Source organism: Streptomyces sp. NPDC034037 (genome assembly GCF_055575715.1).
This window is the reverse complement of the sequence record NZ_JBVISC010000006.1, coordinates 437,347-455,122: the sequence shown is the minus strand read 5'-3', so window position 1 is coordinate 455,122 and position 17,776 is coordinate 437,347. Positions and strand designations below refer to the sequence as shown.

The window sequence follows — 17,776 nt, the reverse complement described above, 5'->3', positions numbered from 1 at the left end:
TCGTGACCATGAGCGAGACACCGGACAGCGCCGTCCGCACGTACATCGACCACCACCGTGCCGCCTTCCTCGACGACCTCGCCGAGTGGCTGCGCATCCCGTCCGTGTCGGCCCAGCCCGACCACGCCGGGGACGTGCGCCGCAGTGCCGAGTGGCTCGCCGCCGCCCTCAAGGAGACCGGCTTCCCGACGGCTGAGGTCTGGCAGACCCCGGGAGCGCCCGCCGTCTTCGCCGAGTGGCCCTCGGACGACCCGCAGGCCCCTACAGTGCTCGTCTACGGCCACCACGACGTGCAGCCGGCGGCCCGCGAGGACGGCTGGACGACCGACCCCTTCGAGCCGGTCGTCCAGGGAAACCGCCTCCACGCGCGCGGGGCGGCCGACGACAAGGGCCAGGTCTTCTTCCACACCCTCGGCGTCCGGGCCCACCTCGCCGCCACCGGCCGCCACGCGCCGGCCGTGAACCTCAAGCTGCTCGTCGAGGGCGAGGAGGAGTCCGGCTCCCCGCACTTCCGCGAGCTGATCGAGGCCCACAAGGAGCGCATCGCCGCCGACGCGGTGATCGTCTCCGACACCGGCATGTGGTCGCGGGACACCCCCACGGTCTGCACCGGCATGCGCGGCCTCGCCGAGTGCGAGATCGTGCTGCACGGCCCCGACCAGGACATCCACTCCGGCTCGTTCGGCGGCGCCGTGCCGAACCCGGCCACCGAGATCGCCCGCCTGGTCGCCGCCCTGCACGACGAGCACGGGCGCGTGGCGATCCCCGGCTTCTACGAAGGCATCACGGAACTGACCGACCGCGAGCGCGAACTCTTCGCCGAGCTGCCCTTCGACGAGGAGCGCTGGCTGCGGACCGCGAAGTCGCACGGCACCCGGGGAGAGGCCGGATTCACCACCCTGGAGCGCGTCTGGGCCCGCCCGACGGCCGAGGTCAACGGCATCGGCGGCGGCTACCAGGGCGAGGGCAGCAAGACGATCATCCCGTCGTCCGCCCTGGCGAAGATCTCCTTCCGGCTGGTCGCCGGTCAGGACCTGGGGCACGTCGAAGAAGCCGTACGGGCCTGGGCCGCCGACCAGGTGCCCGCCGGAATCCGCCACACGGTCACCTTCAGCCCCGGCACCCGCCCGTGTCTGACCCCGCTCGACCACCCGGCCCTGAAGTCCGTGGCCCGCGCGATGGGCCGCGCCTTCGAGCAGCCGATCCGCTTCACGCGCGAGGGCGGCTCCGGACCCGCGGCCGACCTCCAGGACGTCCTCGCCGCACCCGTGCTCTTCCTCGGCATCTCCGTCCCGTCCGACGGCTGGCACGCGCCGAACGAGAAGGTCGAGATCGACCTCCTCCTCAAGGGCGTCGAGACGGCCGCCTACCTGTGGGGCGATCTCGCGGAGAACTGGCGCGATGCGCCCTGACCATCCCCGCGACGCCGACCACGTCCTGCCGCACGCCTGGCTGAACCACCCATTCCACCGGGGGAGTAGGAAGCACCTGTGACCACCTGGACCGACAGCACCGCCGAGCGCCCCGTGTCGTTGACCGCGCCGAGCGGCATCGACCGCGCGGCCCATCACCGCATGGACGAGGCCTGGCTGGCCGCCGCCTGGAGCCACCCGACCACCCGGGTCTTCGTGGTCTCCGGCGGCCAGGTGCTCATCGACGAGACGCCCGAAGGCCGCACCGAACTGGTGATGACCCCGGCCTTCGAGGCGCCGCTCACCGAGGAACACCGTTACTTCCTCGGCACCGACGACGACGGCGTCAGCTACTTCGCGCTCCAGAAGGACACCCTGCCGGGCCGCATGGACCAGTCGGCGCGCCCGGCCGGGCTGCGCGAGGCGGGACTGCTGCTCTCACCCCGGGACGCGGGCCTGATGGTGCACGCCGTCGCCCTGGAGAACTGGCAGCGCCTGCACCGCTTCTGCTCGCGCTGCGGCGAGCGCACCGTCATCGCCGCGGCGGGCCACATCCGCCGCTGCCAGGCGTGCGGCGCCGAGCACTACCCGCGCACGGACCCCGCGGTGATCATGGCGGTCAGGGACAGTGAGGACCGCATCCTCCTCGGCCGGCAGGTGCACTGGCCGGAAGGGCGCTTCTCGACGCTCGCGGGCTTCGTCGAGCCGGGCGAGTCCATCGAGCAGTCGGTGCGGCGCGAGGTCTTCGAAGAGGCGGGCGTCACGGTCGGCGACGTCGAATACGTCGCGAGCCAGCCCTGGCCGTTCCCCTCCAGCCTGATGCTGGGCTTCATGGCCGACGCGACCTCCTCGGAGATCAACGTCGACGGCGAGGAGATCCACGAGGCCCGCTGGTTCTCCCGGGAAGACCTGCGGGCCGCGTTCGAGTCCGGGGAGGTCCTGCCTCCCTACGGCATCTCGATCGCGGCCCGACTGATCGAACTCTGGTACGGCAAGCCCCTGCCGAAGCCGGGGACCGTGGGCTGAGCAGCCCGGCCCCCGGCCTCTGCCGCACCTCAGGCACCCGGCTGCCGCTGGGCCTCAGGCGTCGAGCTTCTGCTTGACCTGGGCGAGCGAGGGGTTCGTGAGCGTCGAGCCGTCCGGGAAGAGAACGGTGGGAACTGTCTGGTTTCCGCCGTTCGCCTTCTCGACGAAGGCCGCCGAGTCGGGGTCCTGCTCGATGTTGATCTCGGTGTACGCGATGCCCTCGCGGTCCATCTGACCCTTGAGGCGGCGGCAGTAGCCGCACCACGTGGTGCTGTACATCGTCACAGTGCCCGGCATGTGTGTCGTGCTCCTTCGTAGCTCGGGTGCGTCTCGCACAGACACGAACGTACGGGACCCGGCCGCCATTCCCGCATTAGTACGACCGCACCCGCCCCCCTGTGGACAACCGGCTCGCCCGCCCCCGGCGACCTGGCAGCATGGCAGGGTGACTTCAGCAACGCACACCACCCTCTTCCCGCAGGTCCCGGACTCTGCCGACGCGGTGCTCGCCGGGCTCGACCCCGAGCAGCGCGAGGTGGCCACCGCCCTGCACGGGCCGGTGTGTGTCCTCGCGGGCGCCGGCACCGGCAAGACGCGGGCGATCACCCACCGGATCGCCTATGGGGTGCGCGCCGGCATCCTCCAGCCCTCCAGCGTGCTGGCCGTCACGTTCACCAATCGCGCCGCCGGCGAGATGCGCGGCCGGCTGCGCCAGCTCGGCGCCTCCGGCGTCCAGGCCCGCACCTTCCACTCCGCGGCCCTGCGCCAGCTCCAGTTCTTCTGGCCGAAAGCAGTCGGTGGCTCCCTGCCGAGGATCGTCGACCGGAAGATCAAGCTGGTCGCGGACGCGGCCGCCGCCTGCCGCATCCGTCTGGACCGCAATGAGCTGCGCGATCTGACCAGTGAGATCGAATGGTCCAAGGTCACCCAGACCGTCCCCTCGGACTACGCGGCCGCGGCGGCCAAATCCGGCCGTCTCGTCCCGCGCGACCCCGCCGAGATCGCCCAGCTCTACGCCGCGTACGAAGACCTCAAGCGCGACCGCGCCGTCATCGACTTCGAGGACGTCCTGCTCCTCGCCGTCGGCATCCTCCAGGACCGGCACGACATCGCCGAGCAGGTCCGCACGCAGTACCAGCACTTCGTGGTGGACGAGTACCAGGACGTGAGCCCCCTCCAGCAGCGCCTCCTGGAGCTGTGGCTGGGGGAGCGCGACAGCCTCTGCGTCGTCGGCGACGCCAGTCAGACGATCTACTCCTTCACCGGCGCCACCCCGGACCACCTGCTGAACTTCCGCACCCGCCACCCGGGAGCCACGGTCGTCAAGCTGGTCCGCGACTACCGCTCCACCCCCCAGGTCGTCCACCTCGCCAACGGCCTGCTCTCCCAGGCCCGCGGCCGCGCCGCCGACCACCGCCTGGAACTGATCTCCCAGCGCGACCCCGGCACGGAGCCGGTCTACACGGAGTACGCGGACGAGCCGGCCGAAGCCGAGGGTGCCGCCCGCCGCATCCGGGCCCTCCTCGCCGACGGCGTCCCGGCGAGCGAGATCGCGGTCCTCTTCCGTACGAACTCGCAGTCCGAGATCTACGAACAGGCACTCGCCGACGCCGGCGTCCCCTACCAGCTGCGCGGCGCCGAGCGGTTCTTCGAGCGCACCGAGGTCCGCGAGGCCGGCGCGGCCCTGCGCGGCGCCGCCCGCTTCGGGGGCAACGACGCGCTCCTCGACGACGTGGTCGACCTGCCCTCCCAGGTGCGGGCCGTGCTGTCGACCAAGGGCTGGACGCACCAGCCCCCCGCGGGCTCGGGCGCGGTCCGCGACCGCTGGGAGTCCCTGGCCGCGCTGGTGCGCCTCGCCGAGGACTTCGCGCGGGCCAAGCCGGAGGCGACCCTGGCCGACCTGGTGGCCGAACTGGACGAGCGGGCGAACGCCCAGCACGCCCCCACCGTCGAGGGCGTCACGCTGGCCTCGCTCCACGCGGCCAAGGGGCTGGAGTGGGACGCCGTGTTCCTCGTCGGTCTCGCCGAGGGCATGATGCCGATCACCTACGCCAAGACCGACGAGCAGATCGAGGAGGAGCGCCGCCTCCTCTATGTGGGGGTGACCCGCGCCCGCACGCACCTCTCCCTGTCCTGGGCCCTGTCCCGTTCGCCGGGCGGCCGGCCCAACCGCCGCCCGAGCCGGTTCCTGGACGGGCTGCGCCCGGGCTCCGGGGCGGGCGCCGCGGGGCGCGCGGCGGGTGGCGGTCCCGGCGGTGTCGAGCGCGGCAGCGCGGGGGAGGGCCCGGCGACGGCGGTGGGACGCGTGCAGCGCAAGAATCGCGCCCCGGCCCGCTGCCGGGTCTGCGGCAGGACTCTCACCGACGCGGGCGAGCTGAAGCTCATGCGGTGCGAGGACTGCCCGTCGGACATGGACGAGGGGCTCTATGAACGGCTGCGGGAATGGCGTGCCGTCCAGGCGAAGCAGCTGGGGCAGCCCGCGTACTGCGTCTTCACGGACAAGACCTTGATCGCCATCGCGGAGGCCGTGCCGGACGACGAGGGCGAGCTGGCGCGCATCCCTGGCGTCGGCGTCCGCAAGTTTCACCGCTTCGGCGCCGAGGTGCTCGCCATCTGCGCAGGTCAGGACGGTGTAAGGGGCGCCGGCGACGAGTGATTCAAACTCGTCGAAAAAATAGTTTGCGCATGCGCAAGGATGACCCATAGGTTCTTAAGCACGGGAACGGCGGCTTCTCCGAAGCCCTGGTCCCGTGCTGTACTTGTCAGCCCCGCAGGATCGGTTCCGGTCGATCCCATAGACGCCGAGAGGAGGCGAATTCCAGTGATCAGCATCAACGAGAGCTTCACCAGCACCGCCAAAATGACCGATCGCTCGGTCGTCGCTTCCTGCCTGCTCGGCTTCTCGCACCAGGGCACCGGTCTGTCCGGCGGCATCGCCGCCGTGCGTCCGCTGTCCGCCCTGCCTCTCGCCGGTCTCCCCATGGGTGAGGCCATCGAGGGCAATGAGCGACCGACCGAGGCACCGGAAGCAGCAGTAGCGAAGACGCAGGCCCAGGCCTATGCCTTCGCGGCGGCCGGTGCCGGATTCCGCAAGCAGACGACGCAGCACCACACGATGTGGGCCTTCCGTGGGCTCGAACCCTGGAGTGATCCAGTCTGATCTCGATCAGACAGGCGCCTTCAGGGCCGCGGAACCCCACCCGGGATCCGCGGCCCTTCTGTTTTCCCAAAAACAGGGAGACAGAGCGAAGGGGCCAATGCAAGACCCGGTACCAGCCGCCAACCGGCCGACCCAGGCCGGCACGACCAGACGAGGAAAACACCACCGTGCAACTCGAAGCGCACGCCCCGTCCGTACCGCCTTCACAGACGATCTCCCCGCACACGCCCACGGAGGACCAGGCCTTGACCCCCCTGACCGCGCTCACCGCGCTCGACGACGCCATCGAGAACCTCGGCGTAGCCGTTCCCTGCCGTGCCTACGACCCCGAGGTCTTCTTCGCGGAGTCCCCGGCCGATGTCGAGTACGCCAAGTCCCTCTGCCGTACCTGCCCGCTGATGGAGGCCTGCCTCGCCGGCGCCAAGGAGCGGCGTGAGCCGTGGGGCGTCTGGGGCGGCGAGCTGTTCGTCCAGGGTGTGGTGGTCGCCCGCAAGCGGCCCCGCGGCCGCCCGCGCAAGAACCCGGTCGTCGCATGAACACCGCCGGAACCATCGATCGCCCCCTGACGCACGACCCCAAGAAGCAGGCCCCGATGAAGACAGCCACCCGCGAGCCCGCAGGCTCCGCGACCCGAGACTTCACCACCACCGGCGCGCACACCTCGCGCCAGAACAGGACCCGAGAGATGCAACTCATCCCAGAAGCCATGGCTCGTGCGCATATGCACGAACGACTGCGTGAGGCCGACGCGCAGCGCCCGGCCGAGCGCTTGCTGGCGGCCCGCCGCATGCAGCGCCGCGCGGAGCGCGCCTCGATGCGTGCCCGGCGCGCGCTCGCCATGGCACTCATGCAGTAACAAGCAGTACCAGGTAGTAACAGTCAGTGAATCTCGCGGGGGCCGTCCGATCGGACAGGCCTCCGCGCCGCGTTGCGCGTCAACACGGGGGCCGGAGCCACGGTCGGACCGAGCCCGCCCTCGCTCAGGCCTCCACCGCCGCCTCGCCCTCCTCGCGCGCCTCCGCCGGCTCCTCCGCCTCGGCCACGAAGCCGGGGAGCCACTCCTCCAGCTCGTCCCGCATCCGCACCGTCGCGCCCAGCTGGCACAGCACCCCGATGGTGCTCAGCGTCACCCGGTGTATCAGCAGGTACGACGGCGGAAGATTCAGCCGCTTGCCCAGTTGGTAGGCGGGGGAGCGGGGATCGGCGACCCGGGCGGCCTGGCTGCGTATCCAGCCCCGGGTGAAGGTGAACTCCTCCACCAGCATCGGCTCGATGATCGGCAGGAGGTAGTCGAGCACCGCGTCCGGTTCAAGCTCGACGGTCTCCTTGACGAACCCTTCCTCGCGCAACATGTCGTAGACCGCGTCGGCCTCGCCGTACAGCGTCATCCGCAGGGACGCACCGATGGGCGAGGGCAATCCGCCCGGCAGCCGGTCCACGGTGCCGAAGTCCAGGACACCGAGCCGCCAGCCGCTCTCCTCGTCCGGCAGCAGGCGGAAGTTGCCCGGGTGCGGGTCGGCGTGGAGCAGCCCCGTGCGCGCCGGACCCGAGAAGAGGAAGCGGGTGAGCAGCTGGCCCGCCCGGTCGCGCTGCTCCAGGGTGCCGTTCGCTATCACCTCGGACAGGGGTATTCCGTCGATCCACTCGGTGACGAGGACCTGTTCGCTCTGGTGCACCACCCCGGGCACGACCACGTCCGGGTCATCGGCGAACTCCAGGGCGTGTGCCTCCTGGGCCTGCGCCTCCAGGCTGTAGTCGAGCTCTTCGGAGACCCGGTCGCGCAGCTCGGTGATGAGCGGCTTGATGTCCATCCCCGGTATCAGCGGCCCCAGGAGGCGGGCGAACCGGCTCAGCTGGTTGAGGTCGGACAGCAGGGCCTCGCCCGCTCCCGGGTACTGCACCTTGACGGCGACCTGGCGTCCGTCCTCCCAGACCGCCCGGTGCACCTGGCCGATCGACGCGGCGGCCGCCGGCTTGTCGTCGAACTCCAGGAACCGCTCGCGCCAGTCCTCGCCGAGCCGCTCCCTGAGCACGGTGTGCACGGTGCTCGTCGGCATCGGGGGCGCCGCCTCCTGGAGCTTTGTCAGCGCCGCGCGGTAGGGCCCCGCGACCTCCTCGGGCAGCGCCGACTCGAAGACGGACAGTGCCTGCCCGAACTTCATGGCGCCGCCCTTGAGCTCGCCCAGGACCTTGAACAACTGCTCCGCGGTCCGCTGCTGCAGCTCACGGCCGACGATCTCCGCCGACTTGCCGCCGATCCGCTTTCCGAGCCCCCAGGTCGCGCGTCCCGCGAAGCCGAGCGGCAGCGCGGCCAGTTTGGCGGTTCGGGTGACCGCCTTCCGGGGAAGATCAGACATGCGCCCCTCCAAGTCCCAGACAGCCACGCCTTCGCAGGCGGTTACCCGGCCATTGTTGCGTGCTGGTCCATCTCCGCGGTGAGCCGATCCCCCTTAACGTGCGCACCGGCCCCGCAAGGGCAGGCGGGATGGGGTGAAATCGGGCGACTGTGCCAGTCGAAGCCAGGAATGGATGCCTCCCAGCGGACTCCCGCGCAGGCAGCGGATGTGCCGTCCAGGAAGGCGAGGGCGTGCCCCGCGACCATTCCGGCGACCGAGGTGGACAGGGCCAGGTCGCACGCGGGCACGTGCCGCGCTCTGCCCGAGCGCCACTGGGCCAGCATCCGGGCCCAGGTGGGATCGCGGTCCGAGCGCTGCCGGGTGAGGCAGCCCGCGCAGGCGGTCGTCCCGGGCAGGACCAGGGGGCCCACCACGCCCGTGCCTTCGATCACTCCGGCGTAGAGGTGGGGTGTGCCCGCCGCGAGCAGGTCCGCCGCGGCCGCCGCGTCGGGGGCGTACGCGTCGAGTCCCTCTCGTGGGGCGATGATCACCAGGGAGAGCCCGGCCTCCCCCTCCCGTGCCGGAGCCGAACGGGGCGCCCGCGGTGACCGGTCGGGTGCCGCCTGCCGCACGAGCCGGCGCGCGGTCGTGTCCCTGCGCTCCCCGACCGCCTCGGCCGGCAGCCCGCCCGGCGCGACGTCCCACGGCTCCACATGGCCACCGTCCAGCACCTCGACCCGGCCCACGCCCGCCCCCGCAAGGAGGGAGGCCACCACGACGCCCACCCGCCCCGCGCCCTGGACACGCACGCGCACGCTCCGGCGCGCCGCCAGTTTCTCCATCGCTTCACCCGGTTCGGAGGCGAGGAGCGAGAGCGAGGCCAGGTCGGCCCGCAGCCGGTCCATGGGGCCGCTCCTGCCGCGCAGGGCGTCGGCCGCCGGGCCGCCGCCCGTCGAATCGTCGAGCAGGCCGGCCCGCGACAGCTCCGCCAGCAGCCGGTCCACATGCCCCTCGGGCAGCCCCATCCGCTTGGCCTCCTCGCGCAGGAGCGGCAGCCCGCGGGTGCCGTCGAGCAGCGTCAGGAAGCTGCCCGTCGCGGTGTCCATCGGGCCGAGCACCAAGGCATGCGCGGGCGCCACCCCGAACTGCACGGTGCTCAGGTCCCGCCAGCCGCGCCGCAGCGCGGGCTTCAAGGTCGGATGCATGGTCGTCCCCCGTCGTCCGGTCGGCGCGCTTCCGTCCGCCGCGCCGATCGAATGCCAGAATGCCCGCCTCGCCGAAAGCCCGCGTCCCGTTGTCCACAGGCACGGTGTGCTTGTCGTACTAACCGGTCGTCCGGGCCTCGGCCCAAGCGGTTGTCCTGGCCTCGGCCCAATCGGTCGTCCCGGCCTCGGCCCGAGCAGTCGTCCCGCCCACGCCACCCGTCGCCCCGGGCACATCACCTGGAAGCGGTCGGCGCCGAACCGTCCCGGAGGCGGGACTTCCCCCACGCCCAGCGGGTAACGTCGGGGCGTGCCCGCCGACCCGTCCTCTCGCGTCGCTGGGGAGACCTCAGCGCCTCGCGCCACGACTCCGCAGCGCAGCACGACCACCGGTCCGCCGCCCCCCGGCGCGCCGGCGGACGCGGTCGAGGTCAGACGCAGCGCCCGCCGCCGCAGGACGGTCTCGGCCTACCGGGAGGGCGAGCGCACCGTCGTCCTGATCCCCGCCCGGATGTCCGAGGCGGAGGAGCAGCGCTGGGTCAATGTGATGCTCGACAAGCTCGCGGCGCAGGAGAGCAAGCGCCTGATCGGTGACGCGGAGCTCATCGAGCGCGCCGGGCAGCTGTCCGAGCAGTACTTCGCCGGCCGGGCCAGGCCCACCTCCGTTCGCTGGGTCACGAACCAGAACACCCGCTGGGGTTCCTGCACCCCTTCGGAGGGCAGCATCCGCCTCTCGCACCGACTCCAGGGGATGCCGGAGTACGTCGTGGACTACGTCCTCGTCCATGAACTGGCCCACCTTCTGGTCCCCGGCCACGGCCCGGGTTTCTGGCGGCTCCTGGAGGCCTACCCGCGCACGGAGCGGGCCAGGGGCTACCTCGAAGGAGTGGTCGCGGCCGGGCGCCTGCCTCATCCGCCCACCGCGCGCGAGAGGTGAACGTCCGCCCGGTCCGTCGGTTGTGTAGCGGGTCTGTACCGGCTTGGTCCGGTGTCCGACTTTGCGGTTAGCCTGGCGCGACGCATTCACATTCGGGATGGGGGACGGTCGTACGTATGGCCAGGGAATTCCAACGCGGCCACAAGGCCAAGATCAGTGACCTCACCGCGGGGACCGATCTGTACGTGGGTGTGCAGATCTCGGCCCCCGGGCTGACCTTCGACATCAGCTGCTTCGGCCTGGACGCGAGTGAGCGCCTCTCGGACGACCGTTACTTCGTCTTCTTCAACCAGCCGAAGTCGCCCGAGGAGTCGATCCAGCTCCTCGGCGCGCAGGCGGGCGACACCGAGTCCTTCCGCGTCACGCTCGACCGCGTCCCGCAGCAGATCCAGCGGCTGTCGTTCACCGCGACCATCGACGGCGCCGGGCAGATGTCCCAGGTCGCCTCCGGATACATCCGCATCGTCGCGGGTGGCGAGGAAGTGGCCCGCTACGCGTTCACCGGCGCGGAGTTCTCCACGGAGCGCGCCGTCATGCTGGGTGACTTCTACCTGAAGGACGTCTGGCGGTTCGCCGCGATCGGCCAGGGCTTCGACGGCGGGCTCGACGCCCTCCTGAAGAACTTCGGCGGCGAGGTCGCCGAGGAGGATCCTGCCCCCGCGCCGCAGCAGGCCGCCGCGCCCTCCTTCGCGCCCCCCGCACAGGCCTCGGCGCCGCCCGCGTTCGGTGCCCCCGCCCCCGCGGCACCCGCCCCGGCCCCCGCGCAGAGCTTCGCGCCGCCCCAGAGCGCCACCCCGCCCCCGCCTCCGGCGCCCGTTCCCGCCGACCCGCCGGTGCACGCCGCGCAGACCATCGTGGCCCCCATGAATCAGCCGCCGGCCCCCGCGCCGTACGGCCTGCCCGGTCAGCAGTCGCCGTACGCCCAGCCGGGCCAGCAGCAGCCCCCGCCGTACGGCCAGACGCCGCCCCCGCAGGCTCCCGGTCCCAGCGCACCGCTCCCGCCCGGGTACGGCCAGCAGCAGCCCCAGGCCCAGATGCCTCCGGGGTACGGTCAGCAGCCCGCCGCCCCGATGCCGCCCGGATACGGCCAGCAGCCGCCGAGCGGGCAGTTCCCCGGCCCGCCCCAGGCGGTCCAGGCGCCCCACGGAGTCCCGCAAAGCGCCGCACCCCAGGGCGCCGGTGTGGCCGCCGCGCTCCAGAAGTACCGCGAAGCCCCCACCGGCCAACGCTGGACGCAGCAGAACGAGAAGCTGATCCGCGTCGACCTGGGCGTCGCCGACCAGCCGGTCCTGGCCCGCCAGGGCAGCATGGTGCTCTACCAGGGCAAGGTCGAGTTCGGCTACAAGGGCGCGGGCTTCGCCGGCCGCATCGTGGGCAACGCCACCGGCCAGGAGATGCAGCTCATGCGCTGCTCCGGGCGCGGCCAGGTCTTCCTCGCCGAAGAGGCCAACCACCTGCACCCCATCGAGCTCCAGGGCGACGCGATCTGCGTCTCCGCGGAGAACGTCCTCGCCTTCGACGAGTCCCTCCAGCACGAGGTACGCAGGATCGAGGGCCACGGGATCCCCGGCGGCGCGCTGTTCGTCATGCAGTTCCAGGGCACCGGCACGGTCGTCGTGAAGACCCACGGCGTGCCCGTGGTCCTGCCCGTCACGCCGACGACGTTCGCCGACTGCCACGCCGTCGTCGCCTGGTCGGCCGCCGCTCAGGCGATCGTTTCCAGCCAGGTGCGGATGCGCAGCAACGCCTACGCGGGGTCCACGGGGGAGAGCGTGAATCTCCAGTTCCGTGGCGCCCCCGGCAATTTCATCGTCGTCCAGCCGTACGAGGTCTGAGGGAGCCCGTCATGAATCAGCAGCTCGCGGGCTTCGCCCCCGCACCCGTCGCCGCCCGCATGGAGAACCACGGCCACCACATGCTCAAGGTGGCCATGCAGTCCGGCAACGACCTCTTCGCGCGCGTCGGCTCGATGGTCGCCTACGAGGGGTTCGTGCAGTACGAGCCCAATCCGCCCGCCGTCCGCCAGGTCGCGCGCGAGTGGATGACCGGTGAGGGCGCGCCCTTGATGAAGTGCTCCGGAGACGGCCTGCTCTACCTCGCCGACTACGGAGCGGACGTCGTCGTCATCAACCTGGCGGGCGACTCCCTCTCGGTGAACGGCACCAACCTCCTCGCCTTCGACGCCTGCCTCCATTGGGGTGTCGAGCGGGTCAAGGGCCTGGCCAAGTTCGCCGGACAGGGCCTGTGGAACATCAAGCTCTCCGGTCAGGGCTGGGTCGCCCTGACCGCCCGCGGCACGCCCCTCGTCGTCGACTGCGGGCGCGGCGAGGACGAGACGTACGTCGACCCCGACGCGCTGATCGCCTGGTCACCGAATCTCAAGGTGAAGGGCAAGCGCAGCTTCAAGGCCGGCTCCCTCATCGGGCGCGGCAGCGGCGAGGCCTACCAGATGGGCTTCTCCGGAGAGGGCATCGTCGTCGTACAGCCCAGCGAGGACAGCACCGACCGTCTCCGAGCACGGGGCTGAGGGGGAGCGACACACCATGCAGAGCCCACTTTTCGCGCACGCCGAGCAGCAGACCCACGAGCGCTACTCCGTCCAGAACCCGCAGCTGCTGCGGGTCGCCCTGGAGGGCCACGACGACGTCCTGGCCCGCAAGGGCGCCATGGTCGCCTACCAGGGGATGATCGAGTTCGACGCCGAGTACCAGAGCCGGGGCAGCCAGCGTGCCCGCGCGCACACCGGTGAGGGCCTGGACCTGATGCGCTGCCACGGTCAGGGCACCGTCTACTTCGCCAACCTCGCCCAGTACATCCACGTGGTGGACGTGGACCAGGACGGCCTGACCGTGGACAGCAGCTATGTCCTCGCGATGGACTCGTCGCTGACCCACCAGGTCATCGCCGTGGACAGCCAGTACGGCATCTCCGGCTCCGGCAAGTACCAGCTCAACATCTCCGGGCGCGGCAAGGTCGCCCTGATGACGTCGGGCCAGCCGCTGATGCTCCAGGTCACGCCCGACCGGTACGTCAACGCGGACGCGGACGCCATCGTCGCCTGGTCCAACGGCCTGCGCGTGCAGATGCAGGCCCAGACCCACTCCTCGGGCGTCTGGCGGCGCCGCGGCAACACGGGCGAGGGCTGGGAGCTGAGCTTCATGGGACAGGGCTACGCGCTCGTCCAGCCCAGCGAGATGCTGCCGCCGCAGAACGCGGTCATCGGGCGGGGCGCCCAGGCGCAGCTCGGGCTGGGCCAGCAAGGTGCCCGGGGGCAGAACCAGGGGAACGTCTGGAGCTGAGCGCTCCGCGTGTTCAAAAGGGGACACCAAAGGGGCGCGGGGAGGGCTGCGGGCCGGTTGTGGCTGGTCGCGCAGTTCCCCGCGCCCCTTTGGTGTGCGTCCCCGGAGGGGCGCATCGACGCTCTACAGGCGTGTCCTCGTCGCCTCCACCAGGCGTACGACGGACTCGTCGGCCACGTCCGCCACCTCGGCGTACGGGAACCAGCGCAGGTCCAGTGACTCGTCGCTGATCGCCTCGACCGCGTCGGCCGGGGCCAGCGCCGCGTACTGTACGTCCAGGTGCCGCGTGCACGGGCCCGGGATCGGGTGGCGGTCCAGGCGCACGGGGCCGCCCGTCAGGAGCGTCAGGCCGGGCACGCCGGACTCCTCCGTGGCCTCCCGCAGCGCGGCCGCGGCCAGCGAGGTGTCGCCGGGCTCGCAGTGGCCGCCCATCTGGAGCCACATCCGCAGCTTCTTGTGCAGGGTCAGCAGCACCCGCCCCCGGGTGGGGTCGACGACCAAGGCGCTCGCCGTCACATGGCCGGCCGTGCACGCCTTCCACATGCCGTCCTCGCCGTGCGCGGACAGGTGGTCCAGATAGGCCAGGCGCAGCTCGGCCTGGTCGTCCCGGCCCTCGTACTCCTTCAGTACGAGGACCGCGTCGTCGTACAGGCTCACTTGCCGCCGTCCTCCGGGGCCTCGCCGTCGCCCGCGCCCTTCTCGGGGCCCTCGTCCTTCTTGAGGTCCGGCTTCTCGACGTCCGGCCCGGGCGAGGAAGCGCTGCCCGCCGCCTCGCCGAGCATCTTGTCCAGCTCGGAGAAGTCCAGCTGCTCGCGGTGGACGAAACCGTCGGGGTCGTCCAGGTCGGACGCCGTCGGCAGCATGTCCGGGTGCTCCCACAGGCCGTCGCGGCCGTCGACACCGCGCGCGTCCGTGAGCGAGGCCCACAGGCGCGAGGCATCGCGCAGCCGGCGCGGACGCAGCTCCAGACCGATCAGCGTGGCGAACGTCTGCTCGGCGGGACCGCCGCTCGCACGGCGGCGGCGCAGCGTCTCCCGAAGGGCGTCGGCGGACGACAGGCGGGGTTTGGCGGCGGCGTGCACCACGGCGTCCACCCAGCCCTCGACGAGCGCCAGAGCGGTCTCCAGGCGGGCCAGGGCGGCCTTCTGGGCCGGGGTGTCCTCCGGCTGGAACATGCCCTGCTGGAGGGCCTCCTGCAGCTGCTCGGGGTTCTGCGGGTCGAGCTGGCCGACGACGTCCTCCAGCTTGGCCGTGTCGACCTTGATGCCGCGCGCGTACCCCTCGACGGCACCGAAGAGGTGCGAGCGCAGCCACGGGACGTGGGCGAAGAGCCGCTGGTGGGCGGCCTCGCGCAGCGCCAGGTAGAGCCGCACCTCGTCCTTGTCGACGCCGAGGTCCTTGCCGAAGTTCTCGATGTTCACCGGGAGCAGCGCGGCCTTCCCGGCGGGGCCGAGGGGCAGACCGATGTCCGTGGAACCGACGACCTCGCCGGCGAGCACCCCCACGGCCTGGCCGATCTGCTGGCCGAACATGGCGCCGCCCATGGAGCGCATCATGCCGATCAGCGGGCCCGCCATGGCCTGCATCTCCTCGGGCAGCACGTCGCCCATGGCCAGGCCGACGCGCTCGGCGACCGGGTCGACGAGCTCCTTCCACACCGGCAGGGTCGCCTCGACCCACTCGGCGCGGCTCCACGCCACGGCCGTCCCGGACCCGGAGGGCAGCGACGTGGCGTCGTCCAGCCACAGGTCGGCCAGGCGCACGGCCTCCTCGACGGCGGAGCGCTCGGCGGGGCCGACGCTGGCGTCCTTGCTGCCGTCCGCCGTGCCCTGGGAGACGGTCTGGCGGGCGATGTCCTTGGCCATGTCCCAGTTCACCGGGCCGCCCTCGTACGAGAGCATCTGGCCGAGCTGCTGGAAGGCGGCGCCCAGGTCGTTCGGGTTCATGGCACCGAACATCGCGGCGAAGGGGTTGTCCCCGCCGCCCGGGCCGCCCGCGCCGGGGAACGCGAAGCCGAACGGATTTCCGGCGCCTCCGGCCCCCTGCGCCCCGCCCTGGCCCTGTCCGGGGGATTCCTTCTTCCTGCCCTCGTCGCCGTCGTCCGGCTCCTCCGGCGGAAGGCCGAATCCGAATGGGGTGTCACTCACGGGATTCCTCGGCTCGTCAGGCCGCCGGTATCGTCCGGCGGCGGCTGCCCTACAACACCACCCAGCGTAGACACCGTGACGGGTTCGGGCCTCGGTGCTTCGCCGACTGATGGCCTGCGGCAGGATGGATGCCACCTGGTACGTACGCGTCATCCGCGTACGTACTGAAGACAACCGCTGGAGACGCCCGGTGAGTTCCCCAGATCCGCAGGTTCGCGCAGCGCGAAACCCGTCAACCCCGGTGCCCGCCCGTGGGCCCGTCGTCGCCGTCACCGGCGCCGCCTCCGGCGTGGGGGCGCTGCTGACCGAGCGGCTCGCCGCCTCGGAGGAGATCAAGCAGGTCATCGCCATCGACGAGCGCCGAGGCGAGTGCTCGCAGGTCCAGTGGCACATCCTGGACGTGCGGGACCCGGCGATCGCCGAGAAACTGCGCGGGGCGGACGTGGTCGTCCACCTGGCGCTCGACCTCGACCTGGAGACCGACGGCGCCGCCCGCACCGCGTACAACGTGCGCGGCACCCAGACCGTCCTGACCGCAGCCGCCGCCGCGGGCGTCCACCGGGTCGTCCTGTGCACCTCGGCGATGGTCTACGGAGCACTGCCCGACAACGAACTGCCCCTCTCCGAAGACGGCGAACTGCGGGCGACCGCGGAGGCCACCGGTGTCGGCGACCTCCTGGAGGTCGAGCGGCTCGCCCGGCGTGCGCCCCGCGCGCACCCGGGCCTGAACGTCACCGTCGTACGCCCCGCGACCCTCGTGGGCGGCACGGACACGGCCCTTACGCGCTACTTCGAGTCGCCGCGCCTGCTGGTGGTGGCCGGTTCCCGGCCGGCCTGGCAGTTCTGCCACGTCGAAGACCTGTGCAGCGCTCTGGAATACGCCGTCCTGGAGAAGGTCGACGGCGAGCTGGCCGTGGGCTGCGAGGGCTGGCTGGAGCAGGAGGAGGTCGAGGAGCTCAGCGGGATCCGCCGCATGGAGCTGCCCTCGGCGGTCGCGCTCGGCGCCGCCGCCCGGCTGCACCGCATCGGCCTCACCCCGTCCCCGGCCGGCGACCTCGCCTACACGATGTACCCCTGGGTGGTCAGCGTGAGCAGGCTGCACGACGCCGGGTGGCGGCCCCGCTGGACGAATGAAGAGGTGCTCGCGGAGCTGCTCGAAGAGGTCTCCGGGCGGCGGACCGTCGCCGGACGGCGGCTGGGCCGCAAGGACGCCACGGCGGCGGGCGCCGCGGGGGCGACGGTCGCGCTGCTCGGCGCGGCGGCCGTGGTGCGCAGGGCGCGCAAGGCGCGGCGGCGGATCTGAGGGCTCGCCCGGCGGGCCGCCGGCGGGGCCGCGCCGCCCGCCGGCTGTAGAGAGGTCCAAGGCGGCACACGCGCGTGCCGGGCGAAAGATCTATTCCGCGATGTCCGTGCCGTGCGGCACCATGGCCGCATGGCACGCACCACGATGGACCACCCCGGCGAGCAGGCCGCCCAGGACCCGATCCGCCTCCTCGCGATCCGTGACACCCCGCTCTCCCTGGACGAGGTCTTCCGGGCCGTCGGGGACGACGCGGCGGGCGGCACGGCGCTCTTCGTCGGCACGGTCCGCAACCACGACGGCGGCGCGGACGTCACCGAGCTCGGCTATTCGACGCACCCCACCGCGGAGGCCGAGATGCGCCGGGTGGCCGAAAAGGTCGTCGCCGCTTTCCCCGTGCGCGCCCTGGCCGCCGTGCACCGTGTGGGCGATCTCGCGGTCGGCGACCTCGCGGTGGTCGTGGCCGTCTCCTGCCCGCACCGCGCGGAGGCCTTCGAGGCCTGCCGCAAGCTCATCGACGACCTCAAGCACGAGGTGCCGATCTGGAAGCACCAGCGGTTCTCCGACGGCAAGGAGGAGTGGGTCGGGGCCTGTTGAGTCCCACCCGGGCCGTCAGGGGCTCGGGGGAGGCGGCCGAGGGGCGCGAGGAGGCGGCAGGGGGGTGATTGACCCATGCGGCTCCGGTTGCGTAACCCGACCCCTGCCGTGAGCGTTGACCCTGCGGATGGTTAATCTGCTGATCAGTCAGTTGCGGTCGCTCATGGGGTCAGGAGGTCGACATGGCATCACTTGCCTGGTTGCTGATTCCGCTTCTGGCGGCCGTCGGTGCGGGTCTGTGGGGCAGCTGGGCCGCCCGCAACCGCAAGTCGGGCCGCACCGGTGATCACACGGAGCTGAACGGCTACGCGGCCTTCCGCGAGGCGATGGAGAAGTCCCGCTCCGGCACGTGACAGGGCC

18 protein-coding genes are annotated in these 17,776 nt (G+C 71.9%); 13 read left to right on the top strand and 5 right to left on the bottom strand.

Features of this window, described 5'->3' with window-relative positions:
* The first annotated feature begins 8 nt into the window (after positions 1-8).
* Together ACZ516_RS23250 and nudC are read left to right on the top strand one after the other, a co-directional pair.
* Complete coding sequence (locus ACZ516_RS23250) at positions 9-1,412, top strand: dipeptidase (RefSeq protein ID WP_361079564.1); 1,404 nt, start codon at positions 9-11, stop codon at positions 1,410-1,412.
* Between the two features lie 78 nt (positions 1,413-1,490).
* The gene (gene nudC / locus ACZ516_RS23245) at positions 1,491-2,438 is read left to right on the top strand and encodes an NAD(+) diphosphatase (protein ID WP_358583261.1); all 948 of its coding nucleotides are present in this window, start codon (positions 1,491-1,493) and stop codon (positions 2,436-2,438) included.
* A 54-nt stretch (positions 2,439-2,492) separates the two neighbouring features.
* Here the strand turns inward: nudC and ACZ516_RS23240 are convergent, their stop codons facing one another.
* Positions 2,493-2,735 carry a mycoredoxin gene (locus tag ACZ516_RS23240; protein WP_358583263.1) on the bottom strand — a complete coding sequence of 81 codons (243 nt, stop codon included), beginning with the start codon at positions 2,733-2,735 and terminating at the stop codon, positions 2,493-2,495.
* On the opposite strand from ACZ516_RS23240, the gene ACZ516_RS23235 reads away from it, so the two are divergent.
* The 4 genes from ACZ516_RS23235 (at position 2,734) to ACZ516_RS23220 (ending at position 6,454) form a co-directional block, all read left to right on the top strand.
* Positions 2,734-5,094 carry an ATP-dependent DNA helicase UvrD2 gene (locus ACZ516_RS23235; RefSeq protein WP_469011551.1) on the top strand — a complete coding sequence of 787 codons (2,361 nt, stop codon included), beginning with the start codon at positions 2,734-2,736 and terminating at the stop codon, positions 5,092-5,094. The two genes, ACZ516_RS23240 and ACZ516_RS23235, sit on opposite strands and share 2 nt — an antisense overlap.
* A gap of 165 nt (positions 5,095-5,259) precedes the next feature.
* Positions 5,260-5,598, top strand: coding sequence for a hypothetical protein (locus ACZ516_RS23230; RefSeq protein ID WP_361079558.1), 339 nt, complete (start codon positions 5,260-5,262; stop codon positions 5,596-5,598).
* A gap of 167 nt (positions 5,599-5,765) precedes the next feature.
* Positions 5,766-6,134 (top strand): WhiB family transcriptional regulator, encoded by a 369-nt coding sequence (locus ACZ516_RS23225; RefSeq protein WP_469011550.1) that lies wholly within the window; start codon positions 5,766-5,768, stop codon positions 6,132-6,134.
* On the top strand, positions 6,131-6,454 hold the full coding sequence (locus tag ACZ516_RS23220; RefSeq protein ID WP_361079556.1) for a hypothetical protein: 324 nt from the start codon (positions 6,131-6,133) through the stop codon (positions 6,452-6,454). The genes ACZ516_RS23225 and ACZ516_RS23220 overlap by 4 nt, the downstream gene beginning before the upstream one ends.
* A gap of 124 nt (positions 6,455-6,578) precedes the next feature.
* Here ACZ516_RS23220 and ACZ516_RS23215 read toward each other — a convergent pair whose 3' ends face one another.
* Together ACZ516_RS23215 and ACZ516_RS23210 are read right to left on the bottom strand one after the other, a co-directional pair.
* Positions 6,579-7,955: an ABC1 kinase family protein gene (locus tag ACZ516_RS23215; RefSeq protein WP_469011549.1), complete on the bottom strand. Its 1,377-nt coding sequence runs from the start codon at positions 7,953-7,955 to the stop codon at positions 6,579-6,581.
* A 41-nt stretch (positions 7,956-7,996) separates the two neighbouring features.
* Positions 7,997-9,139, bottom strand: a complete 1,143-nt coding sequence (locus ACZ516_RS23210) for a TOMM precursor leader peptide-binding protein (protein WP_469011548.1) — start codon at positions 9,137-9,139, stop codon at positions 7,997-7,999.
* A gap of 307 nt (positions 9,140-9,446) precedes the next feature.
* On the opposite strand from ACZ516_RS23210, the gene ACZ516_RS23205 reads away from it, so the two are divergent.
* The 4 genes from ACZ516_RS23205 (at position 9,447) to ACZ516_RS23190 (ending at position 13,372) form a co-directional block, all read left to right on the top strand.
* Entirely contained in the window at positions 9,447-10,073 is a 627-nt protein-coding gene (locus tag ACZ516_RS23205) for a M48 metallopeptidase family protein (protein ID WP_469011547.1), read from the top strand.
* Between the two features lie 116 nt (positions 10,074-10,189).
* Positions 10,190-11,908 (top strand): TerD family protein, encoded by a 1,719-nt coding sequence (locus tag ACZ516_RS23200; protein ID WP_469011546.1) that lies wholly within the window; start codon positions 10,190-10,192, stop codon positions 11,906-11,908.
* Positions 11,909-11,919: 11 nt separating this feature from the next.
* Positions 11,920-12,600, top strand: coding sequence for an AIM24 family protein (locus ACZ516_RS23195; protein ID WP_469011545.1), 681 nt, complete (start codon positions 11,920-11,922; stop codon positions 12,598-12,600).
* 16 nt (positions 12,601-12,616) lie between these two features.
* Positions 12,617-13,372, top strand: a complete 756-nt coding sequence (locus ACZ516_RS23190) for an AIM24 family protein (protein ID WP_358583279.1) — start codon at positions 12,617-12,619, stop codon at positions 13,370-13,372.
* 123 nt (positions 13,373-13,495) lie between these two features.
* On the opposite strand, the gene ACZ516_RS23185 is transcribed toward ACZ516_RS23190, so the two are convergent.
* A complete protein-coding gene (locus ACZ516_RS23185; RefSeq protein ID WP_469011544.1) occupies positions 13,496-14,029 on the bottom strand; it encodes an NUDIX hydrolase in 534 nt (177 codons plus the stop codon).
* A complete protein-coding gene (locus ACZ516_RS23180) occupies positions 14,026-15,519 on the bottom strand; it encodes a zinc-dependent metalloprotease (protein ID WP_358583281.1) in 1,494 nt (497 codons plus the stop codon). Before ACZ516_RS23180 ends, ACZ516_RS23185 begins: the two co-directional genes overlap by 4 nt.
* 190 nt (positions 15,520-15,709) lie before the next feature.
* Here ACZ516_RS23180 and ACZ516_RS23175 point away from each other — a divergent pair, with 190 nt between their 5' ends.
* From ACZ516_RS23175 to ACZ516_RS23165, 3 genes are all read left to right on the top strand, one after another.
* Complete coding sequence (locus tag ACZ516_RS23175; RefSeq protein ID WP_358583282.1) at positions 15,710-16,822, top strand: SDR family oxidoreductase; 1,113 nt, start codon at positions 15,710-15,712, stop codon at positions 16,820-16,822.
* Between the two features lie 129 nt (positions 16,823-16,951).
* Positions 16,952-17,416 (top strand): molybdenum cofactor biosynthesis protein MoaE, encoded by a 465-nt coding sequence (locus tag ACZ516_RS23170; protein WP_469011543.1) that lies wholly within the window; start codon positions 16,952-16,954, stop codon positions 17,414-17,416.
* 182 nt (positions 17,417-17,598) lie between these two features.
* The gene (locus ACZ516_RS23165; RefSeq protein WP_219688003.1) at positions 17,599-17,769 is read left to right on the top strand and encodes a hypothetical protein; all 171 of its coding nucleotides are present in this window, start codon (positions 17,599-17,601) and stop codon (positions 17,767-17,769) included.
* Positions 17,770-17,776 lie beyond the last annotated feature (7 nt).